The organism is Sphingomonas panacisoli, from assembly GCF_007859635.1.
Taxonomy (GTDB): domain Bacteria; phylum Pseudomonadota; class Alphaproteobacteria; order Sphingomonadales; family Sphingomonadaceae; genus Sphingomonas; species Sphingomonas panacisoli.
This window is the reverse complement of the sequence record NZ_CP042306.1, coordinates 1,653,847-1,674,968: the sequence shown is the minus strand read 5'-3', so window position 1 is coordinate 1,674,968 and position 21,122 is coordinate 1,653,847. Positions and strand designations below refer to the sequence as shown.

The 21,122-nt window shown below is 65.2% G+C and carries 19 protein-coding genes, 1 tRNA gene and 1 pseudogene; 2 read left to right on the top strand and 19 right to left on the bottom strand.

Features of this window, described 5'->3' with window-relative positions:
• Positions 1-14: 14 nt before the first annotated feature.
• The 10 genes and pseudogenes from mazG to FPZ24_RS08520 all read right to left on the bottom strand — a co-directional run bounded on the left by mazG (position 15) and on the right by FPZ24_RS08520 (position 9,156).
• A complete protein-coding gene (mazG, locus tag FPZ24_RS08565) occupies positions 15-773 on the bottom strand; it encodes a nucleoside triphosphate pyrophosphohydrolase (RefSeq protein WP_146571084.1) in 759 nt (252 codons plus the stop codon).
• A 60-nt stretch (positions 774-833) separates the two neighbouring features.
• On the bottom strand, positions 834-1,436 hold the full coding sequence (locus FPZ24_RS08560) for a retropepsin-like aspartic protease family protein (protein WP_146571082.1): 603 nt from the start codon (positions 1,434-1,436) through the stop codon (positions 834-836).
• A pseudogene (locus tag FPZ24_RS08555) lies at positions 1,433-2,202 on the bottom strand (MBL fold metallo-hydrolase). Before FPZ24_RS08555 ends, FPZ24_RS08560 begins: the two are co-directional and overlap by 4 nt.
• Positions 2,199-2,978 (bottom strand): TatD family hydrolase, encoded by a 780-nt coding sequence (locus tag FPZ24_RS08550; RefSeq protein ID WP_146571080.1) that lies wholly within the window; start codon positions 2,976-2,978, stop codon positions 2,199-2,201. The pseudogene FPZ24_RS08555 and the gene FPZ24_RS08550 overlap by 4 nt, the downstream one beginning before the upstream one ends.
• Positions 2,975-4,498 carry a methionine--tRNA ligase gene (metG, locus tag FPZ24_RS08545; RefSeq protein ID WP_146571077.1) on the bottom strand — a complete coding sequence of 508 codons (1,524 nt, stop codon included), beginning with the start codon at positions 4,496-4,498 and terminating at the stop codon, positions 2,975-2,977. The genes FPZ24_RS08550 and metG overlap by 4 nt, the downstream gene beginning before the upstream one ends.
• Positions 4,499-4,516: 18 nt before the next feature.
• On the bottom strand, positions 4,517-5,479 hold the full coding sequence (locus FPZ24_RS08540) for a DNA polymerase III subunit delta' (RefSeq protein ID WP_146571075.1): 963 nt from the start codon (positions 5,477-5,479) through the stop codon (positions 4,517-4,519).
• A complete protein-coding gene (gene tmk, locus FPZ24_RS08535; RefSeq protein ID WP_146571073.1) occupies positions 5,476-6,102 on the bottom strand; it encodes a dTMP kinase in 627 nt (208 codons plus the stop codon). Before tmk ends, FPZ24_RS08540 begins: the two co-directional genes overlap by 4 nt.
• A gap of 2 nt (positions 6,103-6,104) precedes the next feature.
• Positions 6,105-7,268, bottom strand: coding sequence for a D-alanyl-D-alanine carboxypeptidase family protein (locus FPZ24_RS08530; protein ID WP_146571071.1), 1,164 nt, complete (start codon positions 7,266-7,268; stop codon positions 6,105-6,107).
• A 30-nt stretch (positions 7,269-7,298) separates the two neighbouring features.
• Positions 7,299-8,120, bottom strand: a complete 822-nt coding sequence (locus FPZ24_RS08525; RefSeq protein WP_186729158.1) for a septal ring lytic transglycosylase RlpA family protein — start codon at positions 8,118-8,120, stop codon at positions 7,299-7,301.
• A gap of 1 nt (position 8,121) precedes the next feature.
• Complete coding sequence (locus FPZ24_RS08520) at positions 8,122-9,156, bottom strand: lytic murein transglycosylase (RefSeq protein ID WP_146571067.1); 1,035 nt, start codon at positions 9,154-9,156, stop codon at positions 8,122-8,124.
• 93 nt (positions 9,157-9,249) lie between these two features.
• Here FPZ24_RS08520 and FPZ24_RS08515 point away from each other — a divergent pair.
• Both FPZ24_RS08515 and FPZ24_RS08510 read left to right on the top strand, forming a co-directional pair.
• A tRNA-Ser gene (locus tag FPZ24_RS08515) sits at positions 9,250-9,339 on the top strand.
• A gap of 239 nt (positions 9,340-9,578) precedes the next feature.
• Positions 9,579-12,293: a putative bifunctional diguanylate cyclase/phosphodiesterase gene (locus FPZ24_RS08510; protein ID WP_146571065.1), complete on the top strand. Its 2,715-nt coding sequence runs from the start codon at positions 9,579-9,581 to the stop codon at positions 12,291-12,293.
• A 14-nt stretch (positions 12,294-12,307) separates the two neighbouring features.
• Here FPZ24_RS08510 and FPZ24_RS08505 read toward each other — a convergent pair whose 3' ends face one another.
• The 9 genes from FPZ24_RS08505 to FPZ24_RS08465 all read right to left on the bottom strand — a co-directional run bounded on the left by FPZ24_RS08505 (position 12,308) and on the right by FPZ24_RS08465 (position 21,122).
• Entirely contained in the window at positions 12,308-12,643 is a 336-nt protein-coding gene (locus FPZ24_RS08505) for a PilZ domain-containing protein (RefSeq protein WP_146571063.1), read from the bottom strand.
• Between the two features lie 104 nt (positions 12,644-12,747).
• Positions 12,748-12,978, bottom strand: a complete 231-nt coding sequence (gene rpmE, locus FPZ24_RS08500) for a 50S ribosomal protein L31 (RefSeq protein ID WP_146571061.1) — start codon at positions 12,976-12,978, stop codon at positions 12,748-12,750.
• A gap of 94 nt (positions 12,979-13,072) precedes the next feature.
• Positions 13,073-13,495: a 3-hydroxyacyl-ACP dehydratase FabZ gene (gene fabZ / locus FPZ24_RS08495; RefSeq protein ID WP_240047695.1), complete on the bottom strand. Its 423-nt coding sequence runs from the start codon at positions 13,493-13,495 to the stop codon at positions 13,073-13,075.
• 50 nt (positions 13,496-13,545) lie between these two features.
• Positions 13,546-14,202, bottom strand: a complete 657-nt coding sequence (locus FPZ24_RS08490; protein WP_146571058.1) for an OmpH/Skp family outer membrane protein — start codon at positions 14,200-14,202, stop codon at positions 13,546-13,548.
• Complete coding sequence (gene bamA / locus FPZ24_RS08485; RefSeq protein WP_146571057.1) at positions 14,202-16,964, bottom strand: outer membrane protein assembly factor BamA; 2,763 nt, start codon at positions 16,962-16,964, stop codon at positions 14,202-14,204. The genes FPZ24_RS08490 and bamA overlap by 1 nt, the downstream gene beginning before the upstream one ends.
• Positions 16,965-17,300: 336 nt before the next feature.
• Positions 17,301-18,431 carry an RIP metalloprotease RseP gene (gene rseP / locus FPZ24_RS08480; protein WP_146571055.1) on the bottom strand — a complete coding sequence of 377 codons (1,131 nt, stop codon included), beginning with the start codon at positions 18,429-18,431 and terminating at the stop codon, positions 17,301-17,303.
• A complete protein-coding gene (locus FPZ24_RS08475) occupies positions 18,431-19,588 on the bottom strand; it encodes a 1-deoxy-D-xylulose-5-phosphate reductoisomerase (protein ID WP_146571053.1) in 1,158 nt (385 codons plus the stop codon). The genes rseP and FPZ24_RS08475 overlap by 1 nt, the downstream gene beginning before the upstream one ends.
• A complete protein-coding gene (locus tag FPZ24_RS08470) occupies positions 19,585-20,391 on the bottom strand; it encodes a phosphatidate cytidylyltransferase (RefSeq protein ID WP_146571051.1) in 807 nt (268 codons plus the stop codon). The genes FPZ24_RS08475 and FPZ24_RS08470 overlap by 4 nt, the downstream gene beginning before the upstream one ends.
• Entirely contained in the window at positions 20,388-21,122 is a 735-nt protein-coding gene (locus FPZ24_RS08465) for an isoprenyl transferase (RefSeq protein ID WP_146574304.1), read from the bottom strand. Before FPZ24_RS08465 ends, FPZ24_RS08470 begins: the two co-directional genes overlap by 4 nt.

Below are 21,122 nucleotides of genomic sequence, written 5' to 3'. Positions count from 1 at the left end.
AACTGGGCGTTCTGTCAGGGCAGGGGCTTGGCCTTCGCGCGTACCCAAAGGTGTTCCTTGGCCTCGAGATCCAGCGCGGCGAAGGCGTCGCCGGCCTCGGTTTCCATGTGGCGGAATCGTCGTTCGAACTTGGCGTTGGCCGCGCGCAAGGCGACTTCGGGATCGACGCCGAGCTTACGCGACCAATTGACGACGGCGAACAGCAGGTCGCCGATTTCCTCCGCGCGATGCTCATCGTCGGTTGCCGCCTCGACCTCGGCGAGTTCCTCGTCGATCTTGGCTCGGGCGCCGTTTGGGTCGGGCCAGTCGAAGCCCGTTCGCGCCGCGCGCTTTTGGAGCTTTTCGGCGCGCAGCAACGCCGGCAGGCCGATTGCGACGCCGTCCAGCGCGCTGTCGGCACCCTTGGCACCGCGCTCGTCGGCCTTGATCTGCTCCCACAGATAATGGCCGCCTTCGGCCGCGTCGCCGAATATATGCGGGTGGCGGCGCTCCATCTTGTCGCAGATCGCCTCGACGACGTCGTTCAACGCGAAATCGCCGGCTTCCTCGGCCATGCGCGCGTGGAACACGACCTGAAGCAGCAAGTCGCCGAGTTCGTCCTTGAGGTCGGCCATGTCGGCGCGCTCGATCGCGTCGGCGACTTCATAGGCTTCCTCGATCGTATATGGCGCGATCGTCGCGAACGTTTGGACCGTGTCCCATTCGCAACCGCGATCGGGATCGCGTAACCGCGCCATGATCGCGACGAGGCGGTCGATTCCGGTGGCGTTCATCGAAGGGGGAGACCCCCTATCGCACCACATGTCAGATTGATAATATACATTATGTAAAATCTATTCCTGTGCGGGGGTGAGTATGAGTATCTTCCCCTCGACCCGCCAGGATTTGAGCTTGGACAGAAAACTCATCCCCAGCATGTTCTGATCGCCGAACGCTTCCGACACGACCGCCGGCGCATCGCGCGCCGTGATGCCGCCGACACGAAGTTCGCCAATCGATGCCGGCTGCGCCATGACCTGACCATTCGCCGTATCGAGCGGGATTTTGGGCTCTGTCGGATCAAGTGCGATTTTCGCGGCGGCCGCGGTATCCGCCGACAGACTGGTGAAACTCGCGCCGCTGTCGACCAGCAACACGCGTTCGGTGCCGTTGATCGTTGCGCGTGCATAGAAATGGCCGTCCTGCGCCATCTGGATACGCACTTCGTTGCCGACGACCGACTGATCGCGGCCGTAGAACAATTCGCGCGCGCCCGACACGAGCCACTCGTTGCGGTTGACCAACGCGACGATCGCCAGACCCGTCGCGAAGATACCGATCCACGCGAGCGCCATCACGGTGACGCGCCCCAGCGGCATGCGCCGCGCGAACAATGCAGACAGCGGCAGGATCAGCAGCAGCGCATAGAAGATCGCATTTCCCGTCTGATCGCTCATCGTCCGACCTCGATTTCCAGCCCGTCATAGCCGGGTTCGACGCTGGGGGCAGTTCGCTCAGCAAGTTCGCATAGTCCATCGACTGGTCGAGATGGGTCAATATCGTTCGCCCGGGCGCAAGGCTGGCGATCCAGGGCAATGCCTCTGCAAGATGGGGATGACTGGGGTGTGGATGGCGACGCAGGACATCGACGATCCAGACGTCGAGGCCTTGATATTGCATCTGCATATTGTCGGTCATAACATTGAAATCGGTAGCATAACCGATCGAAGCGCCGTCCGCGTCGAAGCGCAGACCGGCCGAGGTGATGTTGGCGTGCGGCTGATCGACGACGCTGATCGCGATGTCGCCGATCGTCAACCGATCGGGCAATTCCTCCAGCGCGACGGTCGGCGGATAGCCGTCCATGCCGGCGAACACGTACGCAAACCGGTCGCGTAGGATCGCCGCGGTCGTTGGTCGCGCAAAGCCGCGCACGGGCGCGCGCATCGCTTGATAGATCTGGCGCAGGTCGTCGATGCCGTGGGTGTGGTCGGCATGATCGTGGGTCCAGATTACCGCATCGACGCGATCGACGCCCGCCGCAAGCAGCTGCTCGCGCATGTCCGGCCCGGTATCGACCAGGATGCGCGTCGTCGCGGTCTCGACCAGGATCGACGCTCGCATCCGCCGGTTCTTTGGTTCGTCGGGATCGCACGTCCCCCAGTCATTGCCGATCCGCGGCACGCCCGACGACGTCCCGCAGCCGAGAACGCGAACCTTCATGCGACGGTTTTGTCGAACAGTGCGTGGAAGTTGGCGCGTGTCGTGTCGGCCAGCTGGTCGGCGTCCTCGCCGCGCAGTTGCGCCAGGAAGCGGCAGGTATCGGCAACGAATGCGGGTTCGCCCGTCTGGCCGCGGTTGGGAACCGGGGCGAGAAAGGGGGCGTCGGTTTCGATGAGGAGGCGATCGAGCGGCAGGCGGGCGGCGGTTTCCTGCAGATCCTTGGCGTTCTTGAATGTGACGATTCCCGAGATCGAGATATAAAGTCCCAAATCCAGCGCCTTGTCGGCGAAATCGCCGCTCGCCGTGAAGCAATGGATGACGCCGCGATAGCGTCCCTTCCCCATCTCGCCGCGCAGAATTTCGATCGTATCGTCCTCGGCGTCGCGCGTATGGACGACGATCGGCAGACCGGTTTCGCGGCAGGCGGCGATATGCGCACGAAAACTCGCACGCTGCCGCTCGCGATCGGAATGGTCGTAATAGTAATCCAGCCCCGACTCGCCGATCCCGACGACGCGCGGATGCGCGGCGCGCTCGACCAGCTTGGCGGTATCGACGTCGGGATGCTGGTCCGCCTCGTGCGGATGGATGCCTACAGTCGCCCACACGTCGGGCTCGCGCTCGGCCACGGCGATGACGTCGTTCCATTCGCGCTCGCGGGTCGAAATGTTGAGCATTACGACGACGCCGTTCGCTCGGGCGCGCGCCAGCACGTCGGCCTGCTGCTCGGCGAGGCCTTTGTAGTTCAGATGGCAGTGGCTGTCGGCGAGCCTCATGCCGCCTCCATCTCCAGCCGCGGAAACACGCCGCTCGGCGCCGGTAGTGGCGTTCCCGACGCGATCGGCCGGTTCAACGCGTCGAAGTTGCGGACATCGCCCCCCTGTCCGAGCAGATCGAGCAGCTTGTCGGCGCTTTCCGGGATCGCCCAGCGCGCCATGATCGCGATGCGGCGGACGGCTTCTGCGGCGTAATAGAGGATCGTGTCGGCGCGGGCCGGGTCGGTCTTGCGGACGCTCCATGGTGCCTGGTCGGCGAAATAGACGTTTGCATCGCGCGATGCAGCCCAGACCGCCTCCAACGCTGTGTGGAGCGCCAAGTCGGACATTGCCGACCGCATTTCCGCTTCGGCCGCGCGGACGCGCTCTACCAATTCCTCTTCGGCAGACGTCGCCTCGCCCGCTTCCGGCACCGCCGCGCCGTTCTTGGCGATGATCGACAGGCACCGTTGCGCCAGATTGCCGAGATTGTTGGCGAGGTCCGCATTGCACCGCGTCACGATGGCGTCCTCGGAATAGCTGCCGTCCTGCCCGAACGACACCTCGCGCAGCAGGAAGTAGCGCAGCGGATCGACGCCGAAGCGGTCGATCAGTTCGATCGGGTCGGTGACGTTGCCGACCGACTTCGACATTTTCTCCCCGCGATTGAGCAGGAAGCCGTGGCCGAACACCTGTTTGGGCAGCGCGATCTTCGCACTCATCAGGAAGGCAGGCCAGTAAACCGCATGAAATCGCACGATATCCTTGCCGATCAGGTGCAGATCGGCCGGCCAGTATTTGCCGAGCGACGTGGGATATCCCACACCCGTCAGATAATTGGTCAGCGCATCGACCCACACATACATGACGTGCCCGTCGCTGCCCGGCACCTTCACGCCCCAGTCGAAACTGGTGCGCGAAACCGACAGATCGCTCAGCCCACCCTCGACGAAGCGCAGGATCTCGTTGCGGCGGGCGTCGGGCTGGATGAACTCCGGATGCGCGGCGTAATGGTCGAGCAACGGCTGCTGATATTTCGACAGACGGAAAAACCACGTTTCCTCCGCGGTCCATTCGACGGGTGTGCCCTGGGGCGAGAGCTTGGCGCCCCCTTCCCCATCGACCAGTTCCTTTTCATCGTAGAACGCCTCGTCGCGGACCGAATACCAGCCCTCGTAGCGATCGAGATACAGGTCGCCGGCTGCCGCCATCGCCTCCCAGATCGCGCGACTCGCGGCGTGGTGATCCTCTTCGACGGTACGGATGAAACGATCGTAGGAGATGTTCAGACGATCATCCATCTCCCTGAAATAGCCCGACATCTCGTCGGCCAGCGCGCGCGTTTCGACGCCGCGGTCGCGCGCGGTCTGGACCATCTTCAGCCCGTGTTCGTCAGTGCCGGTCTGGAACCGAACGTCGCGCCCGGCCTGGCGATGGTACCGCGCGATCGCGTCGGCGGCGATCGCTTCATAGGCATGCCCGATATGCGGGCGGCCGTTGGGATAACTGATCGCGGTGGTGATGTAATAGGGGTCGGCCATGACCCTGCCCTAGCGCGGTCAGCGACGGTTCGCCAGCGAGGCGACGATCCCGCCCATTTCGAACACGGTGCCTTGTGCGTCGAGCGACAGGCCGAGCGCACTGGCGGCCAGATTGCGCGCCGCGTCATAGGCGTCGAGCGCGGCGCGGAGCGCTTCACCGGTGCGGTTACGAGCGTGATCGGCGATGAAACGCGGAGCGCGGTCGAGAAACGCCTCGTAGCGCGGCTGCGCGGCCTTGAGCGACAACGCGCTCGCCAGTTGCGCGCGGACGGCATTGGACGGATCGCCCTTCGCCAGTTCGCCCAGCGCCTTGTCGAGGCCTGCGACGTCGAGCCCCGCCATCGCTAGTGCCTGTGCGGGCGACCCCTGCCCCACGCCGACCAGCTCGTCGATCTCGCTCGGTTTCGCGCCCGCATCGCTCAACGCCGCGCACATATCGGCATCGTCGAGCGCGTCGAACCGTAGCAACCGGCACCGCGAACGGATCGTCGGCAACAGGCGCCCCGGTGCGTGACTGACCAGCAGGAAAACCGTGCCGGGCGGCGGCTCCTCGAGATTCTTGAGCAGCGCATTGGCGCCGTTGCGTTCGAGATCGTCGGCCGAATCGATCAGCACGACGCGGCGGTCCGAATATGTCGGCTTGACCCCCAGGAACGGCTCGAGCGCGCGGACCTGTGCGACGGTGATGCTCCGTGCGAGGCCCTGGTCGGGCTTCTTGTCGTCCTTGGGCAAGCGTTCGAGCTTGCGAAAATCGGGATGCGCGCCGGCGTCGATCAGATGCTGCGTGCGGTCGTCGGCCGGCATCGAGAAGTCGTCAGGTTGCCCGACGCCGGCCAGCACGCGCCGCGCCGCCAGCATCGCGAAGCTTGCCTTACCGACCCCTTCGGGCCCTGCGAACAGCCAGGCATGATGAAGCGATCCGCCGTCCAACGCGGCAGCAAAAGCCTGCTTTGCCAATGCATTACCATAGAGTGACGTCATGGCAGCAGATCGGCGAGCTCGGCCTCCAGCGCAGCGGCGACGGTGTCGGCATCGCCACTCGCATCGATCAGCCGCACGCGATCCGGCTCGGCCGTGGCGAAGCGACGAAAGGCCTCGGCGACGTCTTCGTGAAATGCCCGCTCGCGCGCGGCGAAGCGATCGGCACCCGCGCCGTCGCGCGAGGACGCGCGTTCGGCGCCGAGCTCCGGCGGTACTTCCAGCACGAGGGTGCGATCGGGCAGCAAGCCCCGCGATCCGAAGCCGTGCAGCGCCAGCACCGCGGCGTCATCGATTCCGCCTGCCACGCCCTGGTAAGCGCGCGACGAATCGACGTAACGGTCGGAGATCACCCACGTACCGGCACCGATCGCCGGCTGGATCACCTTTTCGACATGGTCCGCGCGCGCGGCCGCGAACAGCAACGCCTCCGTATGTGCGCTCCAGCGGTTGACCGCGCCCTGCATGAGCAAGTCGCGGATCGCTTCCGCCCCGTCGCTGCCGCCCGGTTCGCGCGTCACGATCACCTCGATCCCACGCGCGCGCAACGCATCGGCGAGGCGGCGGACCTGGGTCGATTTGCCCGCGCCCTCGCCGCCCTCGATCGACAGGAAGCGGCCGCGCATACTTAGCCGCCGAACAGCTGCATCAGCCCGGCCCAGGCACGGCCGAAGAAGCCGGCCTGGCCGACATCGTTCGCCGCGACGAGCGGGAAGCGCTGATCGGTCATGCCCGGCGTCTTGACGATCAGGTCGGCGACATGGTCGCCCGCCTTGATCGGCGCCTTGAGCGGGCCGTCATACACCACGCTCGCGGTCATATTGGGGCTGCTGCCCGACGGCACCGTCACGGCGAGGTTGTCGGCGGCGACCAGCCCGACCGTGCTCGACGATCCCAGCTGGACATCGGCCTTGGCGACTTCCTTGCCCTTCGACACGATCGGCTTGGCGCTCCACGCACCGAAGCCCCAGTTCATGAACTTGATCGATTCTTCCTTGCGGCCGTTGAAGCTGTCGAGGCCGGCGATCACCATGATCAGCCGCCGTCCGTTCTGCATCGCTGAGCCGGTGAAGCTGTAGCCGGCCTCTTCGGTATGCCCGGTCTTCAGGCCGTCGGCGCCGTTGACGTTGCCGAGCAGCGGGTCGCGGTTGGCCTGGTCGATGTCCTTGCCCGCGCCCAGCGTCTTGCCCCAGGTGAAGCTGGGGAGCGCGTAGTAGCGCTTGTAGAGATCCGGGAAGTCGCGGATCGTCGCCGCCGCCAGCGTCGCCAGATCGCGCGCGGTGACATAGGTGGCGCCGTTGTCGGGCCAACCGTTCGAGGTGCCGAAATGGCTGTTGGTCAGGCCGAGCTTCTTCGCGGCGTCGTTCATCCGGTCGGTGAAGGCCTGTTCGGTCCCCGAAATCCCTTCGGCCATCACGACGCAGGCGTCGTTGCCCGACAGCGTGACGATACCCTTCAGGAGGTTATCGACACTGACATTCTCGTTGACCGATAGGAACATGGTCGAGCCCGCCTGCGGACCGTGCCATTTTTTCCAGGTCTCCGGTCGCACGGTGAATTGTTTGTCGGCGCTCAGCTCGCCCTTCTTGATCAGGTCGAACACGACATAGACCGTCATCATCTTCGCCAGCGACGCGGGCGGCATGCGGCGATCGGCGTCCTTCGAATACAGCACCGCGTTCGACGACAGATCGACCATGTAGGCGACCGGGGCCGGCGTGTTGAATTCGGGGTTGGCGACGGCGGGGGTGGTCAGCGCGACGAGGGCGGCGAAGGCGGCAATCTTTTTCATGAAGCAACGGTCCGTACAGTAAGCGGCAATTCAGTCCTCGCGGACGACACGAGCATCGCCATAGCCCCGCGCGGCGGCCGCGTCACGCGCTCGTAGGGCCGATTTCGCATCGGGAAACGGCCCGGTGCGGACGCGCCACAGCTTGGCGAACGGTGTCGCGGTACCGCCGAGGCTGCGTGCGACAGTCTCGGCGCGGTCGCGGGTGCTGAACGCGGCGACCTGGACGTAATAGCCGCCTTTGACGGTCGCGGGTGGTCGGGTGGGAGCGGGGGCGGATCGAACCGGGGCGACGGCTGGCCTCGGCGGTGGAACATCTGGAGTCGGCGGCTTGGTGCGGACGGTCGCCACCGGATCCGCGCGCCCGGTCAGCCTGGCGCGCAGCCCGGCAAGCAACGCGGGCGGCGTGTCGAGGATCGGCGATGCGGCTTGGCCGTTCTTCAGCGCGTTCCGATCGACCGCCGTCGGATTGACCCGGCGGACGCGCACGGCCTTGCGGCTGACCACGCCGATCGCGCGTGCGGCCGCCTGCGACAGATCGATCAGCAGACCCGGCGTGAACGGTCCGCGATCGTTGATCTGAACGAGCACCGTGCGGCCGGTCTCGAGCGAGGTCACCTCGACATACGATCCGATCGGCAGCGTGCGATGCGCGGCGGTGAAGGCCTGCGGGTCGAACGGCGCGCCGGAGGCGGTGCGATTGCCCGCCAGTTCGTTGCCGTACCACGTCGCATAGCCGACCTCGTCGTACCGGTCGGGCGAGCGATCCGAGGTCGCTTGCGGGCCGTCCGATGATGGTGGGCCGTCCTGCGCCGATGCCGGGACGGCCAGCACCAGCCCGGCGAGCAGGAGCAACCTAGCGTTCGACGGCATCGGCGAGCAGCCCCACGCTCAACGCGTAGAAATTCGAGCAATTGTAATCGAGGATCACGCGGTAATTGCCGGTCAGCAGGTAAGCGGTCGCGCCGGGTCCGTCGGGCTCGATCATCGTCGCCTGGACTTCGTCGGCGGGCCACGGCTTGCCTTGCGACAACACGCCTAGCGCACGCCATTCGCGGATCGATCGCCACGCGCTCTGTCGGGCGAACACGCGCGGGCAGCGCGGCGAGATCAGGCGGTTGGTCACGCTGCTGCGGTCGATCCCCGCCGGCAACGACACCGCCAGCCCCCAGGGTTGCCCGCGCCGCCACCCGGCATTGTAGAAATAATTGCCGATCGACGCGAGCGTATCGGCGTCGCTGTTCCAGATATCCGCGCGCCCGTCGCCGTCGCCGTCGCGCGCGAGGCGGAGGTACACCGAGGGCAGGAATTGCGGCCCGCCCATCGCGCCGGCCCAGCTGCCGATCAGCTGGCTGCGTGCGACGCCGCGATCGACCATCTTCATCATCGCGATCAGTTCGGGCTCGAACAGCGTTCGACGACGGCCTTCGTAAGCGAGCGTCGCGATCGATCGCGGCAAATCGAAATTGCCCATCACGCGGCCGTAATTGGTCTCGTGGCCCCAGATCGCGACCATGATCGATTCGGGTACGCCGGTCTGCGTTTCGATCCGCGCGAGATGGCCGCGTTCGGCGAGATATTTGGTCCGCCCCTGCGTGATGCGCGCGGCGTCGACATGGCTGCGCAGATACGGCGCGAACGGCGTGATAGTATTCGTGGTCGGGTTGGCGGGATTGCCGCCCGGCTGACTACGATCGAGATCGACGACCCGCTGGTTGTAGGTCAGCCCCGCCAGCACCTGATCAGCCGTCGCCGGCCGCACGCCCTGCGCGATGGCGCGGCCGCGGACATCCTGCAGATAGGATTGAAATCCCGCCTCGTCCTGCGCCGTCGCCGCGCCGGCAAAGGCCGTGGCCGCCAGCAAAATCCCGATCAGTCCCCGCTTGAGCATGACGCGACCGTGCCACAGCTTTCGACCAACGGGAATCCCCGTCGTCGCACCGCTTGCACAAATCGCCGCCCTTCCCCAAAGCGCTCGCAGCGCGGAGAGGTGGCCGAGTGGTTTAAGGCAGCGGTCTTGAAAACCGCCGTGGGTGGAAGCCCACCGTGGGTTCGAATCCCACCCTCTCCGCCACCGCGCATTGTAAACCGATTTAGCCAAGCTAATCGATCTCACACGAGCGTGGCCGGCGTCGCGCCAGCGACGACCGTCGACGCGGAATTCACTTCCGCGTCGCGCTTCAAATGCCTTGATTTACATCAGCACGTTTCTCCGCAGAAATTCACCGCGTTTTAAGTGCCGAGTTCTACCTATCTGCTTCTAAACAACCGGCCCTTTTGTTGGGGAACAAGCGGTCGGTAGCGGGGTGCGGCATGCGTAAGACTCGATTTGCGGCGATCAGCGAACCATCCGCACGGGTCCGCGATCTCGGCTACCTCGACATCTTCCTGTTTGATCTGCGCCCCGCGCGCCAGTCCGACGACGAGCGCATCGCCAACGAGCGCATCCGCGGCTTGTCGAATACCGGTCCCTACCTTCTCGCCTCGCACCTGATCTGCGCGATCGTCCTGGCGATCCACGCTTTCCGTTCGGGCAGCGACAATCCGCTCGCGGTCGTGCTGCCGCTGGCCGGCGTCGTCGTGCTGGCCGCGCTATCGACCCTGCTCAACCGCCGCCGCACCAAAGCGATGCGACCGCACCAGGTCGTTCGGCTGTGGGGCGCGTTCACGGTCGCCATCGGTCTGTTATGGGCGATCGTCATCGCGGTCGGCCTGCCGACGCAGGCCGTGTCACCGATCATCCTCGCGTCGCTGCTCGGCGCGTTCTGCCTAACCATCGCTGCCTTCATCTCCGTCCCCAGCCTCTTGCTCGTCAGCTATGCCGCGGCGGTCGGGTCGTTCGTCCTGTTCTCGACTGATTTGCAGATCCTGGGCCTACTCGTCGCGTTCGGCGGCTGCTTGTTCTTCGCCAGCATCTTCAGCGCGCGCGGCGCAATGATCGCCGCGGGCCGCCAGCTCGCCAATGAATACCAGGCGCAGAAAGCCGCGCGGTTCGTCGCCGAGTTCGAGCAGAGCGGCCGCGGCTGGTTCTGGGAAACCGACGCCGACGGCGCGCTGACGTACGTTTCGACCCAGCTCGCCGACGATCTGAAGCGCGCGGCGAGCGAGCTGACCGGCACGCAATTCGTCGATCTTCTCGGCATGGACGTCGGCAGCCGCGCCGACGACAGCGAGTGCACGCTCGGCTTCTATCTCTCGGCGCGCGTTCCGTTCGCCGACGTTACGGTGAAGGCGAAGGCGTCGGACGACATCTGGTGGTCGCTGTCGGGCACCGCGCATTTCGACGATTACGGCCGCTTCATCGGCTTCAGCGGGATCGGCACCGATCTGACCGAACAGCGCCTGGCGGAGGCGGAGATCAACCGGCTCGCGCGATACGATGCTCTGACCGGCCTTCCCAACCGCACGTTGATGCGCGCGACTCTGGAGGACGCGCTGGGCAGCATCGAGAAGCAGAAGAAGGGCGCGGCGCTCTATCTCATCGACCTCGATCGCTTCAAGAACGTCAACGATACGCTCGGCCACCCGATCGGCGACGCGCTGCTCAAGCAAGTTGCGGGGCGCCTGACCGCCGTCATCGGCAAGGATGGGCAGGTCGGCCGGATCGGCGGCGACGAGTTCCAGGCGGTCTTCCCGTCGATCGATTCGGAGCAATATCTTGGGACGTTGGCGCAGCGACTGATCGAACAGGTTTCGCAGCCCTATCAGATCGACGGCAACAACATCACGATCGGCGCGTCCGTCGGGGTCGCGATCGCGCGCAGCCAATATCAGTGCGCCGACGCGCTGATCCGCGACGCCGATCTCGCGCTCTACGCCGCGAAGGATGACGGGCGTGGCACGTTCAAGCTGTTCTCGCCCGACATGCACAGCGATGCGCAGGAGAAACAGGGCCTGGAACAGGAACTGCGCGGCGCGATCCAGCGCGGCGAGCTGAAGCTGGTCTATCAGCCGGTGGTCAACACGGTGACCGAGGAAGTCGTCGCGTTCGAAGCGTTGGCGCGTTGGGTTCGCTCGAACGGTCAATCGGTGCCGACGGAGCAGTTCATCGCGCTGGCCGAGGAATGCGGGCTGATCATCGCGATCGGCGAATGGGTGTTGCGGACCGCCGCCACCGAAGCCGCGCAATGGCCGGCGCAGGTGCGCATCGCGGTCAACATCTCGCCGACGCAGTTCGCCAGCCCGACCCTGGTCGCGACCGTGATGAACGTGCTCGCCGCGACCGAACTCGATCCCAACCGGCTCGAACTCGAAATCACCGAAGGCGTATTCCTGTCGGACGAAGCGAATGTCGATGAGACGTTCCGCCGCCTGAAGTCCGCCGGCGTTCGCCTGGCGCTCGACGATTTCGGCACCGGTTATTCGTCGCTCGGCTATCTGAAACGCGCGCCGCTCAACAAAATCAAGATCGACCAGTCGTTCGTCCGCGGCGCGGCCGCGACCGGCAGCACCAGCGAAGCGATCCTCCGCTCGATCATCTCGCTCGCGCAGAGCCTGAAGATGGATACGACGGCGGAAGGCGTCGAGACGCACGACGACCTCAACCTGATCCGCGAACTCGGTTGCTCGCAGGTCCAGGGCTACATCTTCGGCAAGCCGATGGAGGTCGCTGACGCGCGCACCCTCGCCTGCTCGGTCGAAGCGGTCGCCGCCAAGGGATATGAGAATGCCCGCGCGCCGCGTTACAGCCTGATCCGCACCGCCAATGCGCAGTGGAACGGCATGACCTTCACCGTCCGCATCCGCAACATCGCGGTGGGCGGTGCCTTGCTCGAATCGACGCGCGATCTACCCGATGGGGCGCAGATCCAGCTCGATATCCCGGGCTGCTCGGTGATCGGCGCCGATGTGCGCTGGTCGCGGGAAGGCAAGATCGGGGTGCGGTTCGAACGGCCGTTCAACTTGCGCGATCTCGGCCCGGTGCAGCGCGCGCCGGCGAACGATTCTTCCGCACCACAAGCTGCGACGCCGGGCCGCCTGACCCCCGCCGATCTCAATCGATCGACGGCGATGCCGAAGCGCGGGTGACGAAATCGGTGGGCTCAGGCCCGACCGACCTCGACCAGAATGTCGTATTGATAGTCTGCCAGCGGTTCGTGGAATTGGCAGCCGGCGTGGAAATCGTCCGCCCAGCGCACGGTCGCTGCCACCGCGCCGATGCCCGGTAGCGTCAGCCAGATCATCGAATCCTTGCGCAGCGCCGAATAGCTGCTGATCCGCGCGCCATCGCGCGACAGATCCGTGATGCGGCAAAGCGTACGATCGAGCCCGCCTCGTCCCAGCTTGGCGTCGAGCGACACCGGTGCGCGCTGGTTCCGCCGCTTCGCGATCAAAGCGGGTTCGAATTCGGCGCGGATATCGGTCTGCAAAGCGTCCATGGCGGAAATGCTAGGCCGACGATGCCTAACAGCGCGTTAAGCACAAACGACAACGCCGCGCTCCCCGTGGGGAACGCGGCGTCGGAGCCGGTCGCCGAAGCGACTTACTTCTTGCCGAGGTTGAGCCCGCCGAAACGCTTGTTGAAGCGCGCAACCTGACCACCCGCGTCCAGCATCTGGCCGCGACCGCCGGTCCAGGCCGGGTGCGACAACGGATCGATTTCGAGCGTCATCGTGTCGCCTTCCTTGCCCCAGGTGGAGCGCGTCTCGTACACGGTGCCGTCGGTCATCTGGACCTTGATCATGTGGTAGTCGGGGTGCGTATCGGCTTTCACAACGAATTCCTTGAATAGAGCCGCCGGTTTCCGACCGGCAGCGAAGGCGCGGCCCCTAACAGCGCGCGCCTCGATAATCAACCTCGTGGCAGGATTACTCGCTCGGCGGGTCCGCGATCATCGCGGTGAACTCGCATTCGGTGGCGACTTCGCCGTTCAGCGTCGCCTTGCCGGCGAACTTGCACACGCGGCTGCGCTTCTGAACGAATTCGACCTCGAGCTTGAGCAGAACGCCGGGCTCGACGGGCTTGCGGAACTTCACGCCGTCGATCGACATGAAATAAACCAGCTTGCCCGACCCGGCGAGCCCGAGGCTTTCGACCGCGAGCACGCCCGCCGCCTGCGCCAGGGCTTCGACCTGGAGAACGCCGGGCATGATCGGTCTTCCGGGGAAATGCCCCTGGAAGAATTCCTCGTTCATGCTCACCGCCTTGATGGCGGTGATGCGCTGGTCGATCACGAGTTCTTCGACCCGATCGACCAGCAGCATCGGATATCGATGCGGCAGCGCCGCCATCACCCGCTTGATGTCAAGCGGGCCAATGGACGTCGTTGCCGCGTCGTCGCTCACCGGCCGGGCTTCTTGCCGCCAGCGGCAGGTGCCGGGGTCGACGTCGCGGGAGCCGGAGCGGCGCCAGCGGCCGGCGCGGCGCCAGGCTGGCCACCGGGCTGCCACGTCGCAGGCGGAATCGCGTTCGCGGTCGGCACCAGCTTGTCGAGCTCGGCGGTGATCGCGGCGGTGATGTTGCCCGTCTGGTTCGCCCAGACGACGGCGTCAGGCTTGACGATCAGCGTCAGGTTACGCGCGGTGATGACGGCCTGGACCGCCGCATTGAGCTTCGACGAGACCTGTTCGAACACATAGGCCTGCGCGCGAGCGACCGGCGCCTGCGCGGTGTTCAGCTGCTGCTGCTTGGCGACGACGGTGGCCCAGGTCGGGCTGGCCTGCGCGGCGCGCAGTTCGTTGTCGTCGATCTGGCTGTCCTTGTTGGTATCGAACGGCGCGAGCAGTGCCTGCAGCTCCTTCTGATACCCTTCGACCTGCGTGATCTGCGTCTGGTAGGTCGTCTTGATCGTGGCGGCCGCGGCAGTGAACGCCTTGGTCTTGACCACGGCGCCGTCGAAGTCGGCGGTCGCGACGGACTGGGCCTGCGCCGGCGAACCCGCCAGGGCAGCCGTCAGCGCGATCGCGCCGAGCCCGAGATATTTGAGATTGGTCTTCATCAGAATTGAGTCCCTACGTTGAAAGTAACAAGTTTGGTGTCGTCGCCCTTCTGGTGGAGCAATGCTTTGGCGATATCGATACGGAGCGGCCCGAACGGCGAGTTCCAGTTGACCCCGAACCCGATCGACAAACGCGGCTTCGGCGAATCGCCCAGGAAGCGCTCGAGGAACGGCGAGACTGTGCTGACCTGCGCGGAGTTCGGCGTGACGCCGTTACAGGCGCCAGTGCTATCAGGCAGCCCCGCCGGACACGTCGTGACCTGGCCCAGGCCGTTGGGATCGGTGTACGTATATAGCGGCCGGCCGCTGCTATCGGTGATCGGCGTGATGAGCGGATCGACGATCGTCTTGCCCGTGGTCGGATCGACGTGCGTCGGGAAGGTCGCCGTCGGCAAGGGGCGCTTGATCCCGAACACCGCGCCGACATCCATGAAGATCGACGGCCGCAAACCGAGTTCGCGCGCGCCGCCCGACAGCGGCGGTTCGATCTCGAAGCGGACGAGATAATAAGCGCGGCCGCCCAAAGCGTCGTCGATGATCTGCTGCTTGTCCGGCTGCAGGATCTGGTTGCCCTGGTCGTCCTGGATGTAATTGATACGCTGGACGCGCGGGCCGACGCCGCGAATGTCGAAGCCGCGGATCTGCGGTTCGCCGAGGTAGAAGCGGTCGGTGATGCGTACCGGATCGATGCCCGGACCCTTGCTTTTCTCGAGCGCCTTGATGTAGCCGGCCTCGCCGTTGACCGAGAAGATGAACCCCTTGCCGAGGTTCCAGTATTTGGACCCTTCGAACCGCGTGCGGATGTAGCGGACATCCCCGCCGAGACCCGCAAAATCCTGGCTAAACACCAGACGCTGACCGGCGGTCGGCCGCAATCCGCCATTGAGGCTGTTGTAGACGAGCGAATAGCCCAGCGCCGAGGTCACGCGATTGCCGATCGCCTCGCAGAGATACCGTCCGGCGACGACGATGTTGCAGGTATCCGGCGTACCGTCGCCGTTGGTGTCCTTGAAATAGGTGTTCTTGTCGAGGCCGACTTGGTCGAACGTCAGCCCATAGCGCGCCGACAGCGACCAATATTCGGTCAGCGGAATACCGACACGCGCCTGGAAACCGGTCGACACCTGCGAATAGGTGGTCTGCCGCTGGTCGCCCAGATAATTGAACGAGTTGTAGTCGCGCCGGAAGACGTCGACGCCCAGCGCGATGTTCTTGTCGAACAGATACGGCTCGGTGAAACCGAGCTGGATCGATTTCGAATAGACCGAATAATCGACGTTCGCGCGCAGTTCCTGGCCCTTGCCGCGGAAATTGCGCTGCGTGATGCCGGCCTGGATGATGAAGCGTTCGAGGCTCGAATAGCCCGCCGACAGCGACAGTTCGCCGGTCGCTTTTTCCTCAACGTTCGCGTTCAGGATCACGCGATCGGGCGCCGAGCCTTGCTCGTTCTTGATCTCGAACTTGTCCTGGAAGAAGCCCAGGCTGTTGATGCGATCCTGCGAGCGCTTGATCGAGAAGCTGTTGAACGCGTCGCCTTCCGACATACGGATCTCGCGGCGAACCACCTTGTCCTGCGTGTTGCGGTTGCCGGTGACTTCGATCCGCTCGACATACGTCCGCTTGGCTTCGGCGATGTGGAAATTGACCGACATCACCAGATTGTCGCCGTCGCGCTGATAGTCCGGGCTGACGTCGGTGAAGGCGTAGCCGAACAGACCGGCGGTCTCGTTCAGCGAGGTGACCGAATCCTCGACCTTCTTCGCGTCGAACCACGCGCCCTTCTTCACCGGCAGCGTCGCCGCCAGCTTGTTGTTGTCGAAATCGCGAATGTCGCTGTCGACCGTGACGTCGCCGAACTTATAGCGCGGACCTTCCTCCACCACGTACGTGATGATGAAGTCCTTCTTGTCCGGCGTCAGTTCGGCGACCGCCGAGGTGACGCGGAAATCGGCATAGCCCTGGGTCAGGTAGAACTGGCGCAGCTTCTGCTGGTCGTATGCCAGACGATCCTGGTCGTAGGACGTGTTCGACGAGAAGAAGCGCGTGATGCTCGCCTGCTTCGTCACCATCTGCTCGCGCAGCTTGGCGTCGGAAAAGACGGTATTGCCGAGGATGTTGATCGCGCGGACCTTCGACTTCGGACCCTCGCTGATCTCGAACACGATATCGACGCGGTTCTGGTCCAGGCTGACCATCTTCGGTTCGATCCGCGCGGCGAAACGGCCCTGGCGGCGATACAGTTCGATGATCCGCGCGACGTCCTGGCGCACCGCGGTGCGCGTGAAAATCTGACGCGGGGCGAGTTTGATTTCCTTGGTGATCTTGTCCGATTTCAGCGTGCTGTTCCCTTCGAGTAGCACGCGGTTGATGATCGGATTTTCACGGATGCGGATCGTGATGTCGCCCGTCTCGACGCCCGCGATCGACACATCGGCGAACAGATCGCTGGCGAGCAGGTCACGCAGCGCCTGGTCGAGCGTTTCGTTGCTGTAGGCCTGACCCGTGCGGAGCTTGGTATAGCTCAGCACCGTCTCGGGCTCGATACGCTGAGATCCCTCGACGCGAAGCGACTTGATCACGCGTTGCGGTGCGGGCGCGACGGCGGCGGGCGCCGACGTCGCCTGGGGAGCGGCAGCCGCCGGTGCGGCGGGCTTCGGGGCGGTCTGCGCGGCCGCCAGCGGAACGCCAGACAGCATCGTCCCCGCGAGCAAAGTCGCGGCGGCGCGCGTCCCGAACGTCGTAACCTTGATAAGCTTCACCATTCCACCCCAGCAGGAGACATGTGCCGTCGCGTAAAATCGGGCGCGCCCGCCCTGCCCTAGGGCCCAAACTCAGTTAGAACAAGGTCGTGACGGAGCCGATTTTGGTTCCAGGCAAGGAGCCGACGAGAGATCGATGCTGGAGGCATCGTGATCGAGGAGCGACGATGTCCTGGGGCCAAAATCGGCCCGCCGCGCGAGGTTGCCCATGGAAAACCGCCGAACATCGTCGCTCGCTTGCGCGTAGCTTTGGCTACGCGCCTGCGCTGCGCTTCTCGTCGGCGGTTTTCCATGGGCAATCACGATCCTTGTTCCAACTGAGTTTGGGCCCTGCCCGGGTCAGCCGATCAACCCGGCGAGATGCTGCCACACGCCGATCGCACCCAGATCGTTGAACGTCACGACCAGGAACAGCAGCATGATCGCCGCCAATCCGCCGCGGAACGCCCATTCCTGGATCTGCGGCGTGACCGGGCGCCGGCGTATCGCCTCGATCGCGTAGAACAGCAAATGGCCTCCATCCAGCATGGGAACTGGCAAGAGGTTGATGAACCCCAAGTTAATCGAGATCATCACGGCCAGATTGACGAACGCCAGCCAGCCCAGGCTGAGTTGCTCGCCCGAAAATTTCGCCATGCGGACGACGCCGGACATCTCCTTGACGGAGCGTTGTCCGGTGACGAGTTGGCCCAGCACTTCGCCGGTCATCGCCACCGTGTCCCACAAATCGCGCAACGCGATACCCGGTGCCTCGAGCACGCCGACCGGAGCGATCGCCACGCGCGCCGGTCCGACGCCGAGCAAGCCGACATCCGCCTTGTTGCCGAATTTGTCGGTGCGATGATCGGTGCCGATCACGACGTCCTGCGACATCGCGCGTCCGCCGCGGTCGAAATCGACCGTTACCTTCTCCCCCGCGCGGATCGCGATGAAGCGGACCATGTCGTCGAACGTCGCGACCGGCCTTCCGCCCAACGCCGTAATACGGTCGCCGCGCTGCAAACCGGCCGTTGCCGCGGCACTTTTCGGGGAGACGGAGCCGATCTCGGTCGTCGTGACGACTTGGCCGTAGGCGAGCAGGAAACCGGCGATGAGGATGAAGGCGAGCAGGAAATTCGCGAACGGCCCCGCGAGCACGACCAATGCGCGCTGCCAGACCGGCTTCGACTGGAAGGTCTTGGCCCGCTCCTCCGGCGGCAGCGCCAGCCAATCGGGATCGCTCAGCCCGGCGGGGCTCATGTCACCGGCAAACCGGACGTAACCGCCAAGCGGCAATAGGCTGAGCTTCCACCGCGTGCCGCGCTTGTCGGTCCAGCCCGCAATCTCGCGCCCGAACCCGATCGAAAAGACGTCCGCCTTGATGCCGCACCAGCGTCCGACGAAGTAATGGCCAAGTTCGTGAATGAAAACGAGCGGTCCCAGCATCAGCAGGAACGCGGCGATCGTTAGCAGGAAACCGGGACTCTGCATTAATTCACGCAATCCTCAACTCGCTCACCCGCCATGGTACGCGCTTCGGCATCAATAGCCAGTACGTCGTCCAGCGTCTGCGGCGCCGGCGGGTCGTAGCGATCGAGCGTATCGGCGACGATTGCGGCAATTTCGAGGAAGCCGATCTTGCGGTCGAGAAACGCCGCCACGGCCACTTCGTTGGCCGCATTGAGGATCGCGGGACGCGCCCCACCCGCGTCGAGCGCGCGCCGCGCCAGTCCCAAAGCGGGAAAGCGCGTTACGTCGGGTGCTTCGAAGTCGAGCCGGCCGATCGCGACCAGATCGAGCGGCGCCATCGGGGTCGCCATGCGGTCGGGCCACGCCAGGCAATGCGCGATCGGCACGCGCATGTCGGGCGGGCCGAGCTGCGCCAGGGTCGAGCCGTCGGTATATTCGACCATCGAATGGATGACCGATTGCGGATGGACGACGATTTCGATCCGATCGGGATCGATCGGGAACAGCCGCGCCGCCTCGATCAGTTCGAGGCCCTTGTTCATCAGCGTGGCCGAATCGACCGAAATCTTGGCGCCCATCGACCAGTTCGGGTGCGCGACCGCCTGTTCGGGCGTGACGCTGCGCATTCGCTCGGTGGACCAGTCGCGGAACGGGCCGCCGCTCGCGGTGAGCACGATGCGGCGTACGCGGTCGGCCTGATCGGGGGCGAAGCATTGGAAGATCGCGTTGTGCTCGGAATCGGCGGGCAGCAAGGTCGCGCCGCTCGCTTTGGCCGCGGCGAGGATTACGTCGCCGGCCGACACCAAAGGTTCCTTGTTGGCGAGGACGACGGTGCCGCCCTGTTCGATCGCCGCCATGACTGGGCTGAGCCCCGCACAGCCGACGATCGCCGCCATCGTCAGGTCGGCACCGCTCCGCGCGGCGTCGCAGACTGCCTGAGCCCCGCCCGCCGCACCGATATTGGTGCCGCGCAACGCGTCGCGCAACGCCGGCAGGCAGCTTTCGTCCGCCACGACCGCGAGTTCGGCGTTCGTCCGGATGGCGGCGGCCGCCAAGCCTTCGACATCGCAATTCGCGGTCAGCGCCTTGACCCGGAAATCGCCGGGCGCGCGCTCGACCAGGTCGAGCGTCGACGTGCCGACCGATCCGGTCGCCCCCAGGATCGTGACGGTCTTCACAGCAGGCCGATCAGCTTCGGCAGCACGACCACGAGCAAGGCCGCGGCCGGCGCCACCGGCACGACGCCGTCGAGGCGGTCGAGCACGCCGCCATGGCCGGGGAACAACGTACCGCTATCCTTCGCGCCCGCGCGCCGCTTCAGCCAGCTTTCGAACAGGTCGCCGCATTGGGCAAGCATCGCGAGGAACGGCGTTGCGACGACCGCGGTCCAGCCAAGCCCGTAGAAATGATGCATCGCCAGCGCGAACAGGCTCGCCGCGACCATGCCGCCGATCAACCCTGCCCAGGTCTTATTGGGGCTGACCGCAGGCGCCAGCTTCGGACCGCCGATCAGTCGCCCGGCGAAATATGCGCCGATGTCGCACGCCCACACCAGCGCCAGCGTCCACAACGTGTAGACCAGCCCGATGTCCTTCTGCTGCCGGATCAGCAGCAGCGACAGGATCGGCACCGCGACATAGACCACGCCCCAGGCCAGCCACGCGCGCCGCGTCGTCGCCCCGACGAAGAAGAACGCCGCGCCGATCAGTCCGACCGCGATAAACCCGGGCCCTGCCCCGATGGGCGCCATGATCGCCAGCGGTACGACCAGGGCATAGAGCCCCAGGCGCTTGTGGCCCGGCGCCGCTGCGACGAGATCGGCCCATTCGGCCATCATCACCATGCCCAGCGCCACCGCGAGCAGCCAGAACAGCAGCCCGCCGAACACGATCGCCAGCAAGGCGACCGCGATCAGACCCAAAGCGGTAACGAGGCGGACGACCAGTTCGGGCGGCCGCTTGGGCGCGGAAGTGTCGCTCACAGGCCTCCGAAACGTCGCTGACGCCGCCCGAACGCGGCGATCGCCTCCGCCAACGTCTCAGCGTTGAAATCGGGCCATAACGTGTCGACGAACAGCAATTCGGCATACGCCGCCTGCCACAACAGAAAGTTCGACAGGCGCTGTTCGCCCGAGGTGCGGATCAGCAGGTCGAGCGGCGGCAGATCGTGCGTTTCGAGCAAGCCGTCGATCGCATCGGCATCGATCGCCTCGACCGCCATCTCACCGTCGCGCGCGCGCCGCGCCAGTTCCTGCGCCGCGCGGGCCAGTTCGGCCTGCGATCCGTAATTGAGCGCGATTACCAGCAGCGGCCCGGTATTGCTGCCCGTCCGCGCCATCGCATCGTCGATCAACGCGACCGTATCGGTAGAGAAGCGGCGATAATCGCCGATTACGCGCAACCGCACGTTCTCGCTGACCAGTTCGGCCAGATCACTCTTGATGAAATGGCGCAGCAAACCCATCAGGTCGCCGACTTCCTCCTCGGGCCGCCGCCAATTCTCCGACGAGAAAGCGTAGAGCGTCAGCGCCTCGATCCCCATCGCACGCGCAGCGCGGGTGACCTTGCGGACCGCCTCGACCCCCATCTTGTGTCCGGCGAGACGCGGCAAGTGGCGCTTCTTCGCCCAACGCCCGTTGCCGTCCATGATGATCGCGACGTGGCGCGGCAACGTGGCCGCCGCCACGGCATGCGCCGTGTCGCTGGCGGCCAT